The organism is Flavobacterium sp., assembly GCF_036515215.1.
Lineage (GTDB): Bacteria > Bacteroidota > Bacteroidia > Flavobacteriales > Flavobacteriaceae > Flavobacterium.
This window is the reverse complement of the sequence record NZ_DATBVQ010000122.1, coordinates 1-18,419: the sequence shown is the minus strand read 5'-3', so window position 1 is coordinate 18,419 and position 18,419 is coordinate 1. Positions and strand designations below refer to the sequence as shown.

11 protein-coding genes and 1 tRNA gene are annotated in these 18,419 nt (G+C 36.5%); 7 read left to right on the top strand and 5 right to left on the bottom strand.

Annotated features, from left to right (window positions below):
• Positions 1-17: 17 nt before the first annotated feature.
• On the bottom strand, positions 18-3,329 hold the full coding sequence (locus VIH09_RS08365) for a DUF2723 domain-containing protein (RefSeq protein WP_331579829.1): 3,312 nt from the start codon (positions 3,327-3,329) through the stop codon (positions 18-20).
• Positions 3,330-3,567: 238 nt separating this feature from the next.
• Here VIH09_RS08365 and VIH09_RS08360 point away from each other — a divergent pair.
• Positions 3,568-3,638, top strand: a tRNA-Gln gene (locus tag VIH09_RS08360).
• Positions 3,639-3,746: 108 nt separating this feature from the next.
• On the opposite strand, the gene VIH09_RS08355 is transcribed toward VIH09_RS08360, so the two are convergent.
• Positions 3,747-4,571 (bottom strand): universal stress protein, encoded by an 825-nt coding sequence (locus tag VIH09_RS08355; RefSeq protein ID WP_331579827.1) that lies wholly within the window; start codon positions 4,569-4,571, stop codon positions 3,747-3,749.
• Positions 4,572-4,746: 175 nt separating this feature from the next.
• On the opposite strand from VIH09_RS08355, the gene rimP reads away from it, so the two are divergent.
• The 3 genes from rimP (at position 4,747) to infB (ending at position 9,474) form a co-directional block, all read left to right on the top strand.
• Positions 4,747-5,211 carry a ribosome assembly cofactor RimP gene (gene rimP / locus VIH09_RS08350; protein ID WP_331579825.1) on the top strand — a complete coding sequence of 155 codons (465 nt, stop codon included), beginning with the start codon at positions 4,747-4,749 and terminating at the stop codon, positions 5,209-5,211.
• 13 nt (positions 5,212-5,224) lie between these two features.
• Positions 5,225-6,478, top strand: coding sequence for a transcription termination factor NusA (nusA, locus tag VIH09_RS08345; protein WP_331579823.1), 1,254 nt, complete (start codon positions 5,225-5,227; stop codon positions 6,476-6,478).
• A gap of 110 nt (positions 6,479-6,588) precedes the next feature.
• On the top strand, positions 6,589-9,474 hold the full coding sequence (infB, locus tag VIH09_RS08340; protein ID WP_331579821.1) for a translation initiation factor IF-2: 2,886 nt from the start codon (positions 6,589-6,591) through the stop codon (positions 9,472-9,474).
• Positions 9,475-9,846: 372 nt separating this feature from the next.
• On the opposite strand, the gene VIH09_RS08335 is transcribed toward infB, so the two are convergent.
• The 3 genes from VIH09_RS08335 to VIH09_RS08325 all read right to left on the bottom strand — a co-directional run bounded on the left by VIH09_RS08335 (position 9,847) and on the right by VIH09_RS08325 (position 12,462).
• On the bottom strand, positions 9,847-10,242 hold the full coding sequence (locus VIH09_RS08335; protein WP_331579818.1) for a lipocalin family protein: 396 nt from the start codon (positions 10,240-10,242) through the stop codon (positions 9,847-9,849).
• 13 nt (positions 10,243-10,255) lie between these two features.
• The gene (locus tag VIH09_RS08330; RefSeq protein WP_331579815.1) at positions 10,256-11,845 is read right to left on the bottom strand and encodes a zinc-dependent metalloprotease; all 1,590 of its coding nucleotides are present in this window, start codon (positions 11,843-11,845) and stop codon (positions 10,256-10,258) included.
• 227 nt (positions 11,846-12,072) lie between these two features.
• On the bottom strand, positions 12,073-12,462 hold the full coding sequence (locus VIH09_RS08325; protein WP_331579813.1) for an SPOR domain-containing protein: 390 nt from the start codon (positions 12,460-12,462) through the stop codon (positions 12,073-12,075).
• Between the two features lie 217 nt (positions 12,463-12,679).
• On the opposite strand from VIH09_RS08325, the gene VIH09_RS08320 reads away from it, so the two are divergent.
• The 3 genes from VIH09_RS08320 to nrfD form a co-directional block, all read left to right on the top strand.
• A complete protein-coding gene (locus VIH09_RS08320) occupies positions 12,680-14,002 on the top strand; it encodes a c-type cytochrome (RefSeq protein ID WP_331579811.1) in 1,323 nt (440 codons plus the stop codon).
• Positions 14,003-14,034: 32 nt separating this feature from the next.
• The gene (locus VIH09_RS08315; protein ID WP_331579809.1) at positions 14,035-17,085 is read left to right on the top strand and encodes a TAT-variant-translocated molybdopterin oxidoreductase; all 3,051 of its coding nucleotides are present in this window, start codon (positions 14,035-14,037) and stop codon (positions 17,083-17,085) included.
• A 39-nt stretch (positions 17,086-17,124) separates the two neighbouring features.
• On the top strand, positions 17,125-18,419 hold a 1,295-nt coding region (gene nrfD, locus VIH09_RS08310; RefSeq protein WP_331579807.1), incomplete at its 3' end, for an NrfD/PsrC family molybdoenzyme membrane anchor subunit.

The window sequence follows — 18,419 nt, the reverse complement described above, 5'->3', positions numbered from 1 at the left end:
TGTATTTTATTCAAAAATCACTCTTTTTCACGACCAAAGCGCTCAAACATGTTGATGTAAGTGTTGAAAACGGTTTTGTTTTTGTTGTAAAACGCCAGATCTCCATTTTCTTTCATCACCTGTAATAAACTTCTGTAGCGTTCGATGTCAGTTATTATGTCAACCGCAATGCTGCTTTGGTCCGAAGGGGGTAAGCTAGCGTAGTAGTTTAGGTTCTCTTTGTACTTGGTCATTAATTTCCCCAAAAGATCCTGAGCCTTGGCTTTTTCGTCCACTTGATAATACCCTTTTGCAAACGGTTCCACCAACGAGTAATAGCCGAATTTATCGAGCGGCATTTTTGTCATGGCCAATTCGATAACTTTTTTGGCTTTTTCGATTTTGCCTTCTTCGATTAATTTATCCATCAATCGGGCAAGATTAGTCCTGTAGGTTATGCTTTCTCTTCTGGTTTCCGGATCATGATATATTTTATCGCTGTCGCTATTTCCCCATTCCCATTTCATGATATTGGTGTACATTTTATCAGTATCAATACGTCCCATGTCTAGGGGGGTTCCGTCTTTAGATATCTTTGTTTGTAACGGGACTAGTTTGTAAACCATACCGTCCAATTGAAGGTATTCTTTCATCCAAAGATAATCTTCGTTATCGAAGGCGCCACCGCTAAAGTAGATAGGTCTTTTCCAGTTATTATTGGCTACAATATCAAGCATCATCAACCTGTTTTTATAAATTGCATTTCCTTTGATGTCAATGTCAATATAAGGTACTATTGAATCATTATACTTAGCGGCAACTACGTTGTTTTTTATGATGCTGTTCTTGTCAACAGGAATTCTGATTTTATTTGTTGGGTAAAAATGGATCGTTTGTCCATTTTGCATACCAACAGTTGATTGTGGGTTTTTGATAAAATCGATGAAGTCTTTTATGTCCCATCTGCTTTCTGTTTTAGGAATATGTACGACATAGTCCAGTTTGTCCCCCACATATTGGTCATGTGTGAAAGAAATTGGCAACGGATCGGATTCATAGGTTTTGGTTTTCATTTGGTCAATGTACCAATCGGTCATGAAAAGGCTTGTATTCACGATTTTCACGTCGGTCCTGATTTGTTCGATTTCCTGCGCGTACCAGAGCGGGAAGGTGTCATTATCGCCTATAGTAAATAGAATGGCGTTAGGGTCGCAAGAGGTCAAGTAAGCCTTTGCCATCGCTAATGCGGTATATTTCCCGGAACGGTCATGATCATCCCAGTTTTGTGAGGCCATGAGAACTGGTGCCGCTAATAAACTGGCGCATATAATGACTGGGCCAGCGATTTTTGGCGCTAGATATTTTCGAGCGCTATCATAGATTGCATAGACCCCTATGCCTATCCATATGGCAAACACATAGAAGGAGCCAACCAGGGCATAGTCTCTCTCTCTGGGTTCAAAGGGTCTTTCGTTCAAATAAATTTTCAAGGCAAATCCGGTAAAAAGGAAAAGAACCAATAGGACGTAAAAACTTTTCAAATCTTTCTCGGCATGATATAGTAAGCCTATGATTCCAAGTAAGAATGGCAAAAAGTAATAAACATTGCGGCCTTTGTTGTTTAGAACGTCGGAGGGTAAATTATCTTGTGAGCCTAGATGCAATTCGTCAATAAACTTTATTCCGCTAAGCCAATTTCCGTCCTGATTATCGTATCTTCCTTGTACGTCATTTTGGCGTCCGACAAAATTCCACATCAAATACCTCCAATACATATAGCCAAATTGGTATTCAAACATGAAACTGAAATTATCGACTGTCGTTGGTTTGTCTATGATCAAATATTCCCCGTAACTTTTCAGAAATTTCACATAGCCGTCATTGTCAATCTGTTTTTGCGCATACGCTTGTCTAAATTCGGCTACCGTTTTTTGGATTTCATTCTTCAGCTGAGCGATGGCTTTGTTGTAATCCTCTTCGGATATTTTATTTACATCGATTCCGTATTGTGCCAAATCATCCTCATATGGGTAATTGGGATTTAATCGGAAATTCGGTGCATTAGTGAAATTCATATAATTTTCAATATGATCGGTACTCCACATTCTAGGGAGAATTGTCTTTTGGGCATCGTCGCTATTTTGCTCCGCATTTTTAAAATTATTGACAATGACATATTTGCCAGTTTTATAATCCCTCTCGTAGTTGGGAGCTTTGTCAAGATAAGGTTTGTCTTTGTCCAGTCCAGCGAAAGTTTCGGTGTATTGTGGCCCGTAAAACAACGGGTTTGACCCATATTGTTCCCTGTTGTAATAGGCCAGTACCTCCCTTGCATCAGAAGGTTTGTTCTCGTTGATGATTACATTGGCATTCGCACGAATAGGCAGCATGGTCCAAGTTGAAAACCCTATCAAAATGAATAAGATGCATAATATAAGTGTGTTGTAAACTACAAGGCCTTTGTTGTTGGTGTATTTTAAGCCAAAATAAAACAATGCCGAAAGCAATATAGTTACCAATATTGTTCCTGAGTCAAAAGGCATGCCTAAGTCATTAACCGTGAAAATTTCAGTTTTCGCAAAGAAAGACATCGTCAACGGCAATAATAATTTGAATATGAAAAGCAAAATTGACACAACCACAACATTCGCGATGATGAAATTTTTGATTGTAACGGTTTTATAGTGTTTGAAATAATATAAAAAGCCAATCGCGGGTATTGTTAATAAGGCCATGAAATGCACTCCAAACGAGAGCCCAACAACAAGTGATATAACTAATAGCCATCTGTTTCCTCTTGGAGAATCCATATCCTGCTCCCAACGCAGTCCCAACCAAAAAAGGAGCGATATGAATAATGAAGCCATGGCGTACACTTCTGCTTCCACCGCATTGTACCAAAAACTGTCTGAATAGGTATAGGCTAAAGCACCGACAAAAGAGCTTCCGAGAATTACAATTGCATTGCTTTTATTAATTTGATTTTTCAAGTTTTCATCAAGACCTGAGTCAGAAACCCTGGAAACCAGTTTTTTCAAAATCATGGAGGAGGACCAGAACATAAATAAAATGGTAAAAGCGCTTGAGAAAACAGAGGTCATATTTACCATTAGGGCAATGTGCTGATTATCTGAGGCGAACATAGCAAAAAAAGCGCCAATCATCTGGAACAAAGGAGCTCCGGGAGGATGTCCCACTTCAAGTTTTGCGGCAGTGGCGATATATTCTCCACAATCCCAAAAACTCATTGTTGGCTCAACGGTTAACGTATAAGTTACTAATGCAATCCCAAATGCTAACCAGCCAATAATCGTATTCCATTTATTGAAGTTGAATGTCTCCTTATTCATGTATTGAAATTTAGTTATAATATAAGTTACAAAGAAAATGTTTTTTTATTTAAGGTTGTGGGGATTCGCCAAATTTTCTGTCAAACTAATTATATTTACTAACGTATTGGTTTTTAGTATTTTTAGAAATGATGTTTGGGCGCTTGGATTTTTATTGGATTTTTTTTTGATAAAAAGGCAAAAAAAGTTTGCGCAAACTAAATTTTATTATAAATTTGCACTCGCTTAGCAGCACTGATGGTCTATGGTGTAATGGTAACACAACTGTTTTTGGTGCAGTCGTTCAAGGTTCGAGTCCTTGTAGACCAACAGAAAGCCTCTCAATTTATTGAGAGGCTTTTTTTATGCGGTTTTTTTTAAAGCAGTGGGTTTGACAGGAAATATTTCGATGCGATCAGTTTTTCAGTAAAAGCGCATTTAAATTTTAAAAGTGATTACTGGTTTAACGGCATGATTTACTAAATCTTCGCTAATGCTACCTGTGAAAAAATGCGCTAAACCCGTCCTGCCATGGGTACATAATCCAATTAGATCAGCATCAATAGCATTAGAAAAGTTGCGAATCCCTTTTTCTATATTAACGTCGTTATAAATGTGGGTGGTGTAATTTTTGATGTCAAAACCAGACATGAAATCGCGAATAATTTGTTCGGAAATAGCTGTGGGTTTGAAGCTATTAGGTGTGCATATCATTACCAGGTGGAGTTTTGCATTAAAAATAGCGGCAAAAGCTACCATTTTTTTAAATGGTTTTTTTATTTCTTTTGAAAAATCTGATGCGAAAACAAAATTGGAAGGTTTGAATTCAGTGGTGTTTTTTTTAATAACCAGCACTGGGACGTCGGATAAACGGACCACTTTTTCGGTATTGGAGCCTATCAGTACTTCTTCGATGCCGGAGACCCCGTGGGAACCCATGACAATCAAATCTGTTTTATTTTTGCTGGTAAAGGAAAGTATCCCGTCAAAAGCCTTTTCGAATTTCACCGATTCGGTTACTTTTATCCCTTTCAGAAAATTTTTCTCTTTGGTTTTTTGAAGCTTTTCGTTTGCTTTTCTGATGAATAGCATTATCTCGGGTATGCCTGTTGCTCCAGTTATAGCGTCGTTCATTTGATTTGGAATTTCCAGCATATGGAGTAAAAATATTTCACCATTCGTCTTTTTTGCTATTTGCGCGGCCACTTTTAATGCATTATCCGCATGTGCCGAAAAATCTGTTGGAACTAGAATTCGTCTCATAAATCTGAAGGATTAAATTATCGGAAAAACCTTTGTTTTAATGCTTCAATAAAGATAAGAAATATTTTAACAGCAATCTATCATTTCATTTTATAAAAAAAACACTATATTTGCACCGTTATTTATTAAAATCTAAGTAATGAGGGGACTAAATGTCCCCTCTTTTTATAAAAATATGACATTTAAAGAAAAAGTAAATTTATTGTTGACTGAAGCTCTATCAGAAAAGGAATCGCTTTTCTTGATTGACCTTACGATTACGGATGCTTTTAAAGTTATTATAACTTTAGATGATGACAATGGCGTGGTATTGCAGGACTGTATTGACATCAGTCGCGTAATTGAGAGCAATTTGGACAGGGAAGAGCAGGATTTTTCTTTGGAAGTAGCCTCGGCTGGGGTTTCTTCGCCATTAAAACACATCAGACAATACAAGAAAAATATAGGTAGAACGTTGATTGTGAAAACTAAAACAGAAAATATAGAGGCAGAATTAGTGGATGCTAATGATGATTTTGTAATTTTGTCGTGGAAAGCAAGAGAACCTAAAAAAATAGGAAAAGGTAAAGAAACAGTCCAAAAGACGCTTGAAATACCTTATGGAGACATAAAAGAAGCAATTGTTACAGTAACATTTTAATTAAAGAATTCGCATGGAAAACTTAGCATTAATCGATTCATTCTCAGAGTTTAAAGATGATAAACTTATTGATCGTGTAACGCTTATGGCAATTTTGGAAGATGTATTTAGAAATGCATTGAAGAAAAAATACGGTTCAGACGATAATTTCGATATCATCATAAATCCTGATAAGGGAGACATGGAAATCTGGAGAAGAAGAGTAATCGTTGCTGACGAAGATCTAGATTTTGAAAACGAAGAAATTACTTTAACAGAAGCGAGAAAAATCGAGCCTGATTTTGAAATTGGTGAAGATGTTTCCGAAGAAGTGAAGTTGATTGATTTGGGAAGAAGAGCGATTTTGGCTTTGCGTCAAAATTTGATTTCTAAAATTCACGAACATGACAACACGAATCTTTACAAGCAATTTAAAGATTTAATAGGCGAAATTTATACTGCCGAAGTGCACCACGTGAGACCTAGAGTAGTAATCTTGGTTGATGATGAAGGAAACGAAATCATCTTGCCGAAAGAAAAACAAATACCATCTGATTTTTTCCGTAAAGGAGATAATGTTCGTGGAATTATCGAAAGCGTTGAACTAAAAGGGAATAAACCGCAAATTATTATGTCGAGAACTTCTGAGAAGTTTTTGGAAAAATTATTTGAACAAGAAATTCCTGAAGTTTTTGACGGATTGATATTGGTTAAAAATGTGGTAAGAATACCAGGCGAGAAAGCGAAAGTTGCGGTAGACTCTTATGATGACAGAATTGACCCTGTAGGGGCATGTGTCGGAATGAAGGGCTCTCGTATTCATGGTATCGTACGTGAATTAGGAAATGAGAATATAGATGTTATTAATTATACTGATAACATACAATTATATATAACAAGAGCATTAAGTCCTGCAAAAATATCTTCCATTAAAATTAATGAAGAGACCAAAAGAGCTGAAGTGTTTTTGAAACTGGAAGAAGTTTCAAAAGCGATTGGTAGAGGAGGTCATAATATTAAATTGGCGGGATTGCTTACCGGTTATGAGTTAGACGTTATTCGTGAAGGTGATGTTGCTGGCGCAACTGCTGATGATGATGATGTTGAATTAACTGAGTTTTCAGATGAAATTGAAGACTGGGTTATTGAAGAATTCGCTAAAATTGGATTGGATACCGCAAAAAGTATCTTAAAACAAGATGTAGAAGATTTAGTAAGAAGAACAGACCTAGAAGAGGAAACGATTCTAGATGTAATGAGAATATTGAAAGAAGAATTTGACAGTTAGTCAATGTATCTTCAACGATAAACATGCCACTTTATAATTTTCTTGGTCGATAAGTATCGAGTTAGGAGTAAAGTGAGGAATAACAAAAAAGGTAATAATAAAAAGGTTTTATGTCTGAAGAGAGAATTATTAGAATAAACAAAGTTTTAAGGGAATTGAATATTTCTTTGGAAAGAGCTGTGGATTATCTAAAAGATAAAGGAATTGCTATTGAAGCAAATCCAAACACAAAAATTTCTGATGATGTATACAATGTCTTGTGCGGTCAGTTTGCAGGTGACAGAGGTAAAAAAGAGGCTTCAAAAGAAGTTGGCGAAGAGAAGAGAAAAGAGAAGGAAGCTTTGCGTGTTGAGAGAGAAAAGGAAATTGAAGATAAGCGCAAGCACGACGAAGAAGTTTTAAAACAACAACAAGAAGTTATAAAAGCGAGAGCTGTTGTAACAGGACCTGTCCAAGTTGGGAAAATAGATCTTAGCCCTAAGAAGACTCCCGCGGCTCCAGCTAAAGTTAATGTTGAAAAAACGGAGGCTCCTAAAGCTGAGGTTGCAACAGAAAAAACGGTAGTAAAAGAGCCAGTGCAGGATAAAATTGATTCAGACAAAAAAGAGATTAAACCTGTTGTTGGGATTAAAGCACCTAAAAAAGAAGAAAAAATTGAGGTAGTTAAAGAGGCTGTCAAAGAAGTGTCTAAAGACGCTACCTTAGATGTCGAAACAGCTCCGAAAGCGGATGAAGCTCCTGTTGAGGAAGCGATAACGACTCAGTATCAAAAACTATCCGGTACCAAGTTAACAGGGCAGACTATTGATTTGTCTCAGTTTAATAAGCCGAAAAAGAAAAAGGAAGAGCCTAAAATCACGCCAAACAAACCGGGAGCACCTGGTAGTGCGGCAAGTAGTGCCAATAAAAATAAACGCAAAAGAATTGCGCCAAAACCGGGTGCGCCGAGACCTCCTGGAGTTCCTGGTGCGCCAAACCCTAACAAAATTACGCCAAATGTTGGTGGGGGTGGTTATAACGCCAATAGAAGTGCCAGACCTGGATTCGTAAAAGGAAACAGACCGGCAATAGTTGCGAAAGTAGAGCCAACGGAAGAGGAAGTTAAAAACCAAATTCGTGAGACTTTAGAGAAACTACAAGGTAAAAAAGGTGGTAAATCAAAAGCGGCTAAATACAGAAGAGACAAAAGAGATACGCACCGTCAGAAATCTGATGATGAGCAAAGAGCGATAGATGAAGGAAGTAAAACTATTAAGGTTACTGAATTTGTTACTGTTGGTGAAATTGCGATAATGATGGATGTGCCAATTACGAAAGTTATTGGAACATGTATGTCTCTTGGAATCATGGTTACCATGAATCAACGTCTTGATGCAGAAACATTGACAATCGTAGCTGATGAATTTGGCTATGAAGTTGAGTTTATCACTGTTGATATTGAAGAGGCTATTGAAGTAGTTCAAGATAAAGAAGAGGATTTAGTTTTTAGAGCGCCTATCGTAACCGTAATGGGTCACGTCGATCACGGTAAAACATCTCTATTGGATTACATTCGTAAAGAAAATGTTATCGCCGGTGAATCTGGAGGAATTACACAGCATATTGGTGCCTATGGAGTGACTCTTGATAACGGTCAAAAAATCGCATTCCTTGATACACCAGGTCACGAGGCGTTTACCGCAATGCGTGCACGTGGAGCTCAAGTTACAGATATTGCCATTATTGTGATTGCTGCGGATGATGATATCATGCCACAAACAAAAGAAGCAATAAGCCATGCTCAAGCAGCAGGTGTGCCAATTATATTTGCCATTAATAAAGTGGATAAGCCAAATGCTAATCCAGAAAAAATTAAAGAGAAATTAGCAGGTATGAATTTACTTGTTGAAGACTGGGGTGGAAAATACCAATCTCAAGATATCTCTGCAAAAGTAGGTACAGGTGTAAAAGAATTATTAGAAAAAGTTTTATTGGAAGCTGAAGTATTGGATTTAAAATCTAATCCTAATAAAGCGGCTCAAGGAACTGTCGTTGAAGCTTTCTTGGATAAAGGAAAAGGATACGTTTCTACGATACTTGTCCAACATGGTACCCTAAAAGTGGGTGACTATATGTTGGCAGGAAAGCATCACGGTAAGATAAAAGCGATGCATGATGAAAGAGGAAATATAGTTACTGTGGCGGGACCTTCAACTCCAGTATCAGTATTAGGTTTAGACGGGGCAGCAACTGCCGGAGATAAGTTCAATATTTTTGAAGACGAAAAAGAAGCAAAACAAATTGCGTCAAAACGTTCGCAATTAATGCGTGAACAATCAGTTCGTACACAACGTCATATTACTCTTGATGAGATTGGACGTAGAATTGCATTGGGTCAGTTTAAAGAATTGAACGTGATCCTTAAGGGAGATGTTGATGGTTCTGTGGAAGCATTATCTGATTCGTTCTCTAAATTGTCTACTGAAGAAATTCAAATTAATATCATACATAAAGGTGTTGGAGCTATTACTGAAACTGACGTTATGTTAGCTTCCGCTTCAGATGCAATCATCATCGGATTTAATGTTCGTCCTGCAGGAAATGCTAGACAGTTAGAAGACAAAGAAGAAATCGATATCCGTTATTATTCTATTATCTACGCAGCTATCGATGACTTGAAAGATGCAATGGAAGGAATGTTAGCTCCTGAGATGAAAGAAGAAATTCTGGGTACTGCTGAAATTAGAGAGATATTCAAAATCTCTAAAGTAGGATCAATCGCAGGTTGTATGGTTATGGACGGTAAAATCGCCAGAAACTCTAAAATCAGAATTATCCGTGACGGAGTTGTGGTTCATGCAGGTGAGCTTATAGCATTGAAACGTTTCAAAGACGATGTGAAAGAAGTAGCCAAAGGTTACGACTGTGGTATCCAAATTAAAGGTTACAATGATATCGAAGAAAGAGATGTTATTGAGGCCTACCATGAGGTGGCAATCAAAAAGAAATTGAAATAGAATTCAATTCCATATATTTTAAAAAATCCCGATTCGTCGGGATTTTTTTTGTTTACAGTCTATGAGGAATGGGAGAGGTTTGAATATTTTCAGAAGCTATTTCCCGCTATTCGTTACAATCTTATTGTTTTTAAAGAAGAACAATAAGGATTTCCACTGCTATCGGGGCTATGGTTCCTGCGTACCAGAAGTTTTATTTTTTAGTTGAAGTCAGCACTGAATTAGATGTTTTCGTATTAGATTTGTTTTGAGTAATTAAGAAGCTGGACTTTGTTGGCACGGATTGAAAATCCACGCTAATCGGGTTGTCATCTCTGTTGGAACAGCTTTGTGATTACATTAGAAACAGTAGGTAAATTAAATTTTTTATTTTCATTCAGATATTTTTGAATATTTTGTTTTATAAACTTCTGGGGTAAAATAATCCCTTAAAATTAAAGTTTCTGTTGTTAAAACTTCAATTGTAAGTGGATAATCTGAAGTACAAGGGTAAAAGGTAATTTGATTATCATTTATTGAAAAATTACCATTATTACAATTTTCATTGTTGTCAAAGCTAACATAAGTCCAATTGCTTTTAAACCAAATATCATAAATTTCACCAGAGTCATGTGGAGACCATGAAGCTGAACTACCGTCGGATGAATAAATTTCCGCTATTTTCCATTTTCCAATCAGTTCTTGTGGCACATTGTTTTGAGGTTTGTCATCGTTGTTGGAACAACTTGTAGACAACATTATAGATAGTATATAGATTAAATTTTTCATTATTTTTCAATTTTTATTCAACAATTATTTTTTGGGTTATTATTTCGTTATTGATAGTCACTTTAAATATGTAAATTCCTTTTTTAAGATCATTTGTGTCAAAAGAATTGTAATCAAAATATTTTACCTCAATACCATAAATATCATGTAGTTTGGCAATTTTAATGTCTTTATCACTAACTTTTTCAATTTTAGTAGAACTTGGTTTAGCACAAGGATCTATAATCTTAAAAGCATTATACACGTTTTCTTTGGTTTTTGATATTCTGTAGCCTTCACATGGATCGGGTTCTGGAGGTGTAATTGTTTTATATACATAAGTTGTGTCACAGGCACTATTGTTGACAACTTTAATTAATGCATTAATTGACCAATTCGTACTGTTGCCATGAGCTAAATTTTCAAAACTGTTGATAGCAGAGCCCATTACAGGATTTCCTGTTGATGAAATTTTCTCCCATTTAATATATGTAATGTTTTGCTTGTTGATATCTGAATTAACACCTGTCAATTCCAAAAAGACATAATTAGTGTCAGGTCCAAGTGTAACGTCAACTTTTGGTTTACCTATCCATATTTCCTTTTGAAACGTTAATCCATTCATGACAGCAGTAACTGAAGCTGATTCATTGATAGAAGTGTTTACAGGTTTTACGGTAATGCTATTACTGGTACTGTTTAATACTTGAAGTTTTGAAGAGGACGTAAAAGTTGCCGTCCCACAAGGTACACTATAGGTAGTTGTTTCATCACTGCAAATAGTTGATTTGCCGAATAAAGTTAAAGCAGTACAATTGCAGCTTATAACGGCTTGTAAAACAGTCTCATTTAAAATGGCATCTCGCATCCTGATTCCCTGTTGATTGGTAAAATGGTTTAAACACGAAGGCCTAGTATAAGACATTATGTTTTCAGTATCAGGATTATAGCCGTCATTTTTTGTGTAATTACAATTTGAATCAACCCAGTAAGGATTAATACTATTATTAAGATTTCTTAGTCCTGAATCAGGTGAAGTGTCGCAAATCAAGTCGCCCGCATAACTGCAATTGTCAGCGGTTTCAATTCCAAATTGGGTTTCATGGGTGTGACGTAAGTTTAGGAAATGACCTATTTCATGAGATGATACATTTGTAATTGCGGCAGAGGCTTTTAATATTAGATTTCTACCCAATATTTCTGCCCATCCATTGAATAAAGCATTGTCAACAATATAAAAGTTGATAGCATTCGGAACATTATTGATTAAGATTAAGTCAAACTGTTGTTGCGGATATTCAATATTGTTTAAATAAGAATTATCAATATAATCATGACCAGCCTTATTGAAAGTTATATTATATGGACTGAAACTATAGTTAAGGTTGTCAACTATTAAATTTGTTTCGTAACTTGGGATACCGCCAGAACCATTATCTTCCCTTACAATATGAAAGTAGACATTTAAGCAAAGTGTTTCTTCATTGGAGCTGTTTCCATACAGCATCCTAGACAATGAAGTGTTATTTGCTATAGGCCGGTTTGTGGATGTAGCGCAAAAATCCTGTCCTAATATGAAATTGGAAAATAAAATAAAGTGTATGAATAATAATTTTTTTCTCATTTTTTCATGTTTTAAATTATACACAACTAGTAAATAAGATTGAATATATTACATTTTTTTTGAAGTTTAATACTTAATTAATAAGTTTTTTCTTTTTTTTATCCACAATATGAAGCTCTCTGGCTTTGCGTTTGCTATGCTGCGCGACGCGATAGAAACAAAAAAACCACTTCGATTCGAAGTGGCTTTTTTTTGCTAAGACTATTTAGCAATTTATCTATATCCAATTATTTTTGCGGTTTTATCAGGAGGGCATTCTCATACTGTTTCTTGATGTCAATTAGGTTGCGTTCCGCTTCTATTCGGGTTTTGAAGTTTCCGATCCAAACCTTATAATTGGGAGTGTTGAATATGATTGTTCCGTCAAGGTCCGCGAAATTTTGTTGGCATTCATTCAGCGCCTTTTTGGCTTTTTCGGCGTCGCCACTGAATATCTGGATTTTATAGCGCTCATTTACAGCTATTGAGGCGTTGATTTTTCTTTTTTCATTCAGCAATTGTTCAAATTTCGGATCCTGGGTGATAGTGACTTTTCGATCCTGGGCTTTAGAATTGATGGTCATAATACATAATGCAAAAGAGTAGAAAAGGGCTTTCTGTATAGGTATAATTCTCATAACGTAATGGTTTTTAGGCAAAAATAGTATTTAATGGATGAATGCAAAACATAATTATTATTTAGAATAAATATAAATTGAAATTAAGATTATTTTAAGGTTTTGTGAATAGTTCATAAATCGTATTTTTGTCGAAGTTTAAAATAAGGGAACAGTTTCGCTATAAGAGTTTATAGAGAAAACTGTGCCAATTTTTAGTAGATAATCATTATACTTTATGAAAAAGGTGGGTAACCATAATTCGACCTCAAGGAAAATGCTTTTTAGTTTAGCTTTAATGCTGACTTTTTCCTTAACTTCAATTGCACAAGTTGCTACTCCAGCAGCGGCAACTGAAGCTCCAGTAGCCACACAAGGTGCTGACCCAGTAAAGGGTAAAGAACTTTTTAATTCAAATTGTGCTGCGTGTCATAAGCTTGATGGCAAGTCAACTGGTCCTGCATTAAGGGGGATATCAGGAAAATATGATATGGCATGGATCTACAAATGGGTTCACAATAGTTCTGATTTGATAAAATCTGGAGATGCCGCAGCTATAAAAGTTTTTGAAGAGAACAACAAAGTGCCAATGACTGCTTTTCCTGCTTTGTCGGAAGCGGATATTGATAACATTATAGCTTATACTTCAGAGCCAAAAGCTGAAGCTCCTGCTGCTGTCGCTGGTGGTCCAGCTGTTGGTGGTGCTGCTCAAGAAGGTGGGATTTCTAATAATATCATTTTAGGAGCTCTTGCTCTTGTTATGGTAATGTTGGTTGTAATGTTATTCCTGGTGAATAATGTTTTGAGAAAAGTTGCTAAAGCAAATGGGATAGAAGTGGCTCCTAAGGCTCCGATTACTCCTATATGGAAAGCTTTCGCAAAAAATCAATTTTTGGTTTTGGTGACTTCGATATTCTTGTTATTAGCTGGTGCTTATTTTGTGTATGGTTTTTTCATGCAGATAGGTGTTGATGAAGGGTACGAGCCTATACAACCAATACATTATTCTCACAAAATTCATGCTGGTGATAATGAAATTAACTGTAAGTATTGTCACTCTGCGGCTAGAGTTAGTAAAAATGCAGGAATTCCTTCTTTGAATGTTTGTATGAACTGTCATAAGAATATTTCTGAAGTTGCTGAGTCAACTGCTACTCCTGAGTATAGCAAAGCATTCTATGACGAGCAAATACAAAAATTATATACTGCGGTTGGATGGGATAAGTCTACACAGTCTTATACTGGAAAATCACAGCCTGTTAAATGGGTTCGTATTCATAATTTACCTGATTTTGTGTACTTTAATCACTCTCAGCACGTTACTGTTGCTGGAATAGAATGTCAGACTTGTCACGGTCCAGTTGAAACGTATGAAATTCAAAAACAATTCGCTCCTTTGACAATGGGATGGTGTATAAACTGTCATAGAAAAACTGATGTTAAGATGGAAGGAAATGAGTATTATACTAAAATTCATGAAGAGCTTTCTAAAAAATACGGTGTAGATAAGTTGACTGCTGCTCAAATGGGTGGATTGGAATGCGGAAAATGCCACTATTAATCAAATTATTAAGATTTTAATATTTATATACAATGTCATCAAACAAAAAATACTGGAAAAGTGTTGAAGAACTTGAAAATGGTTCTATTGTTGAGGCGCTTAGAAATAACGAATTTGTTGAAGCAATTCCTACTGAAGAATTCTTGGGGAATAATGACGCTATGTCATCTTCAACATCACGTCGTGACTTTTTAAAGTACGTAGGATTTAGTACGGCGGCAGCTACGCTTGCAGCTTGCGAAGGTCCTGTGAACAAGTCGATACCTTACGTATTACAACCAGAACAAATCATTCCTGGAGTTGCGGATTATTATGCAACTTCTGTTTTTGATGGTTTTGATTTCGCAAATCTACTTGTTAAAACACGTGAAGGGCGTCCTATTAAAATAGACAACAATACTATTGAAGGTGCAAAATTTGCTGCTAACGCTAGAATTCACGCTTCTATATTGTCATTGTACGACAATATGCGTCTGAAAGAGCCTAAAATTGGAGGTAAAACTTCAACTTGGTCTGCGCTAGATGCTCAAATTAAATCAAGTCTTGTAGATGCTAAGGCTAATGGAGGTCAGGTAGTTTTATTAACCAATACTTTAGCGAGTCCTTCGACTGAAAAGTTGATCGGCGAGTTTATTGCTTTAAATCCAAATGCGAAGCATGTGGTTTACGATGCGGTCTCTTCTTCTGAAGCGTTAGATGCTTTCGAAACTGTTTACGGAGAAAGAGCTTTGGTTGATTACGATTTTTCTAAGGCTGCTCTTATCGTTTCTGTTGGGGCTGATTTCCTTGGAGATTGGCAAGGTGGTGCGTACGATTCGGGCTATACTCAAGGTAGAGTTCCTAAAAATGGAAAAATGTCACGTCATATCCAATTGGAGGCAAACATGACTTTGTCTGGTGCCGCTGCTGATAAGCGTTTGGCGATGTCAACTGCAAATCAAAAACAAGCATTAGTACATATATATAATGTTGTAACAGGTTCATCGGTTGCTGTGAATTTAGATGCTAAATTTAAATCTGAAGTAACAAAAGCAGCTCAACAATTAAAAGCTGCTGGATCAAAAGGACTTTTAGTTTCTGGTATCCAGGACAAAAATGCTCAATTATTGGTTTTGGCTGTTAATCAAGTATTAGCTAGTGAAGCTTTTACTACTTCTGGTACAAGACAAATAAGAAAAGGTTCAAACGAACAAGTAGCCCAATTAGTTAAAGACATGAAAGCGGGAAGCGTTCATACTTTAATAATGAGTGGTGTTAATCCAGTTTATACTTTAGCTGATTCTGCAACATTTGTTGAAGGACTTAAGAAAGTTAAAACTTCTGTTTCTTTAACTTTGAAGGAAGACGAAACTGCATTAGTTAGTACTATTGCTGCTCCGGTTCCTCACTATTTAGAAGCTTGGGGGGATTTAAGTCTTACCAAAGGAACTTATAGTTTGACACAGCCAACCATTCGTCCTTTATTCGATACAAAACAACTTCAAGATGTTTTAATGTCATTGAACGGAATGTCTGGTGCTTATTATGATTATTTAAAAGCAAGTTCATCAGCGTTTGTTGCTGGTGCTTCTTGGAATAAGGTGTTGCATGATGGTGTTGCTGTTGGGGTTTCTCAGTCGCTATCTGGTGGTTCTGCAGATTATACTGCTGCTGCGAATGCATTAGCACAATCAAAAGCTGCTGCCGGTTTTGAATTGGTATTGTACACTAAAACAGGAATGGGAGACGGACAACAGGCTAACAACCCTTGGTTACAAGAATTTCCGGACCCTATCACTAGAGTGTCTTGGGATAACTATGTTACTGTTTCGAACGCTGATGCTAAACAATTATCATTGTCTAATGAAATCGTTGCTAACGGTGGTTTGAATGGAAGCTATGCTACTATCACTACTGCTGACGGTGTGAAATTAGAGAATGTGCCGGTTATAGTTCAACCGGGTCAAGCTGTTGGAACTATTGGATTGGCTTTAGGTTATGGTCGTAAAGCGGCTTTAAAAGAAGAAATGCAGGTAGGTTTAAACGCTTATCCTTTATATAAAGGTTTTAACGATGTACAGTCTGTGACATTTGTTAAGGCGGATGGAGAACATGAGTTTGCTTGTGTTCAAGGTCAAAAAACATTGATGGGTAGAGGGGATATTATCAAAGAAACTACTTTGGAGATATTTAATTCTAAGGATGCCAAAGTGTGGAATCAAGTTCCAATGGTGTCTTTAAACCATGAAGAAGTAGCGGCGACTTCAGTAGATTTATGGGATTCATTTGATCGTTCAACAGGACATCACTTTAACCTTTCTGTTGATTTGAACGCTTGTACCGGTTGTGGCGCTTGTGTAATTGCTTGTCACGCAGAAAACAATGTTCCTGTAGTAGGTAAATCAGAAGTTAGAAGAAGTCGTGATATGCATTGGTTGCGTATCGATAGATATTATTCTTCTGAAGATACCTTTGAAGGGGATAACGAAAGAAAAGAAAATATAGCTGGTTTGTCTGACTCATTGTCTACATTCAACGAAATGGAAAAAGCAGGAGATAATCCTCAAGTTTCTTTTCAACCTGTAATGTGTCAACATTGTAATCACGCACCTTGTGAGACAGTTTGTCCAGTTGCGGCAACCTCTCATAGCCGTCAAGGTCAGAATCATATGGCATATAACAGATGTGTTGGTACTCGTTATTGTGCAAACAACTGTCCATATAAAGTGCGTCGTTTTAACTGGTTCTTGTATAACAAAAACAGTGAATTCGATTATCATATGAATGATGATTTAGGCCGTATGGTGTTGAATCCAGATGTTAATGTTCGTTCTCGCGGAGTTATGGAAAAATGTTCTATGTGTATCCAAATGACACAAGCGACTATTTTAAATGCAAAAAGAGAAGGAAGGGTTATTGTTGACGGAGAATTTCAAACTGCATGTTCAAATGCTTGTTCTAACGGAGCAATGAAATTTGGAGATGTGAATGATAAAGAATCTGAAGTGACTAAATTGTCGGAAGATGACAGAATGTATCATCTTTTGGAGCATGTTGGAACAAAACCAAATGTGATTTATCACGTTAAAGTTAGAAATACCTAGTAACAAAAAATTATTAATTAAGAAACAAGATAAAGGATTATGTCGTCTCACTACGAAGCAACCATTAGAAAACCTTTAGTTATAGGTGATAAAACTTATCACGACGTAACAGTAGATGTAGCTGCGCCTGTTGAAGGCAAAGCAAACAAACATTGGTGGATTGTATTTTCAATCGCACTAGCCGCTTTCCTTTGGGGAATAGGCTGTATCATATACACCATATCTACAGGAATTGGAACATGGGGATTAAATAAAACAGTTGGTTGGGCATGGGATATCACAAACTTCGTTTGGTGGGTTGGTATTGGACATGCTGGTACGTTGATTTCTGCGGTATTGTTATTATTTCGTCAACGATGGAGAATGGCGATTAACCGATCTGCAGAAGCAATGACTATTTTCTCGGTTGTTCAAGCCGGTTTATTCCCAATTATTCACATGGGTCGTCCATGGTTAGCATTTTGGGTACTTCCAATACCGAATCAATTCGGATCTTTATGGGTGAATTTTAACTCACCTTTATTATGGGATGTATTTGCAATTTCTACTTATTTGTCAGTTTCATTGGTTTTCTGGTGGACTGGTTTGTTACCTGATTTTGCAATGCTAAGAGATAGAGCGATAACTCCTTTTAATAAAAGAGTCTATTCTATACTAAGTTTTGGATGGAGCGGTAGAGCAAAAGATTGGCAACGTTTTGAAGAAGTGTCGTTGGTTCTTGCAGGATTAGCCACTCCACTTGTGCTTTCTGTGCATACCATTGTATCGATGGACTTTGCAACATCTGTAATACCTGGATGGCATACTACAATTTTCCCTCCGTATTTTGTTGCGGGTGCAGTTTTCTCAGGATTTGCAATGGTAAACACCTTGCTTATTATCATGAGAAAAGTATCTAACCTAGAGGCTTATATCACTATTCAACACATCGAATTGATGAACATAGTAATCATGATCACAGGTTCTATAGTCGGGGTTGCTTATATTACGGAGCTTTTTATGGCTTGGTATTCAGGAGTTGAATATGAACAATATGCTTTCTTGAACAGAGCAACCGGACCTTACTGGTGGGCATATTGGTCAATGATGACATGTAATGTATTTTCACCTCAATTCATGTGGTTTAAAAAATTACGAACAAGTATTATGTTTTCTTTTATCATGTCTATCGTTGTAAACATAGGTATGTGGTTTGAAAGATTTGTAATTATTGTTACTTCATTGCACAGGGATTATTTGCCGTCTTCATGGACAATGTTTTCACCAACATTTGTTGACATCGGAATTTTCATAGGAACAATTGGATTCTTCTTTGTTTTGTTTTTATTGTATGC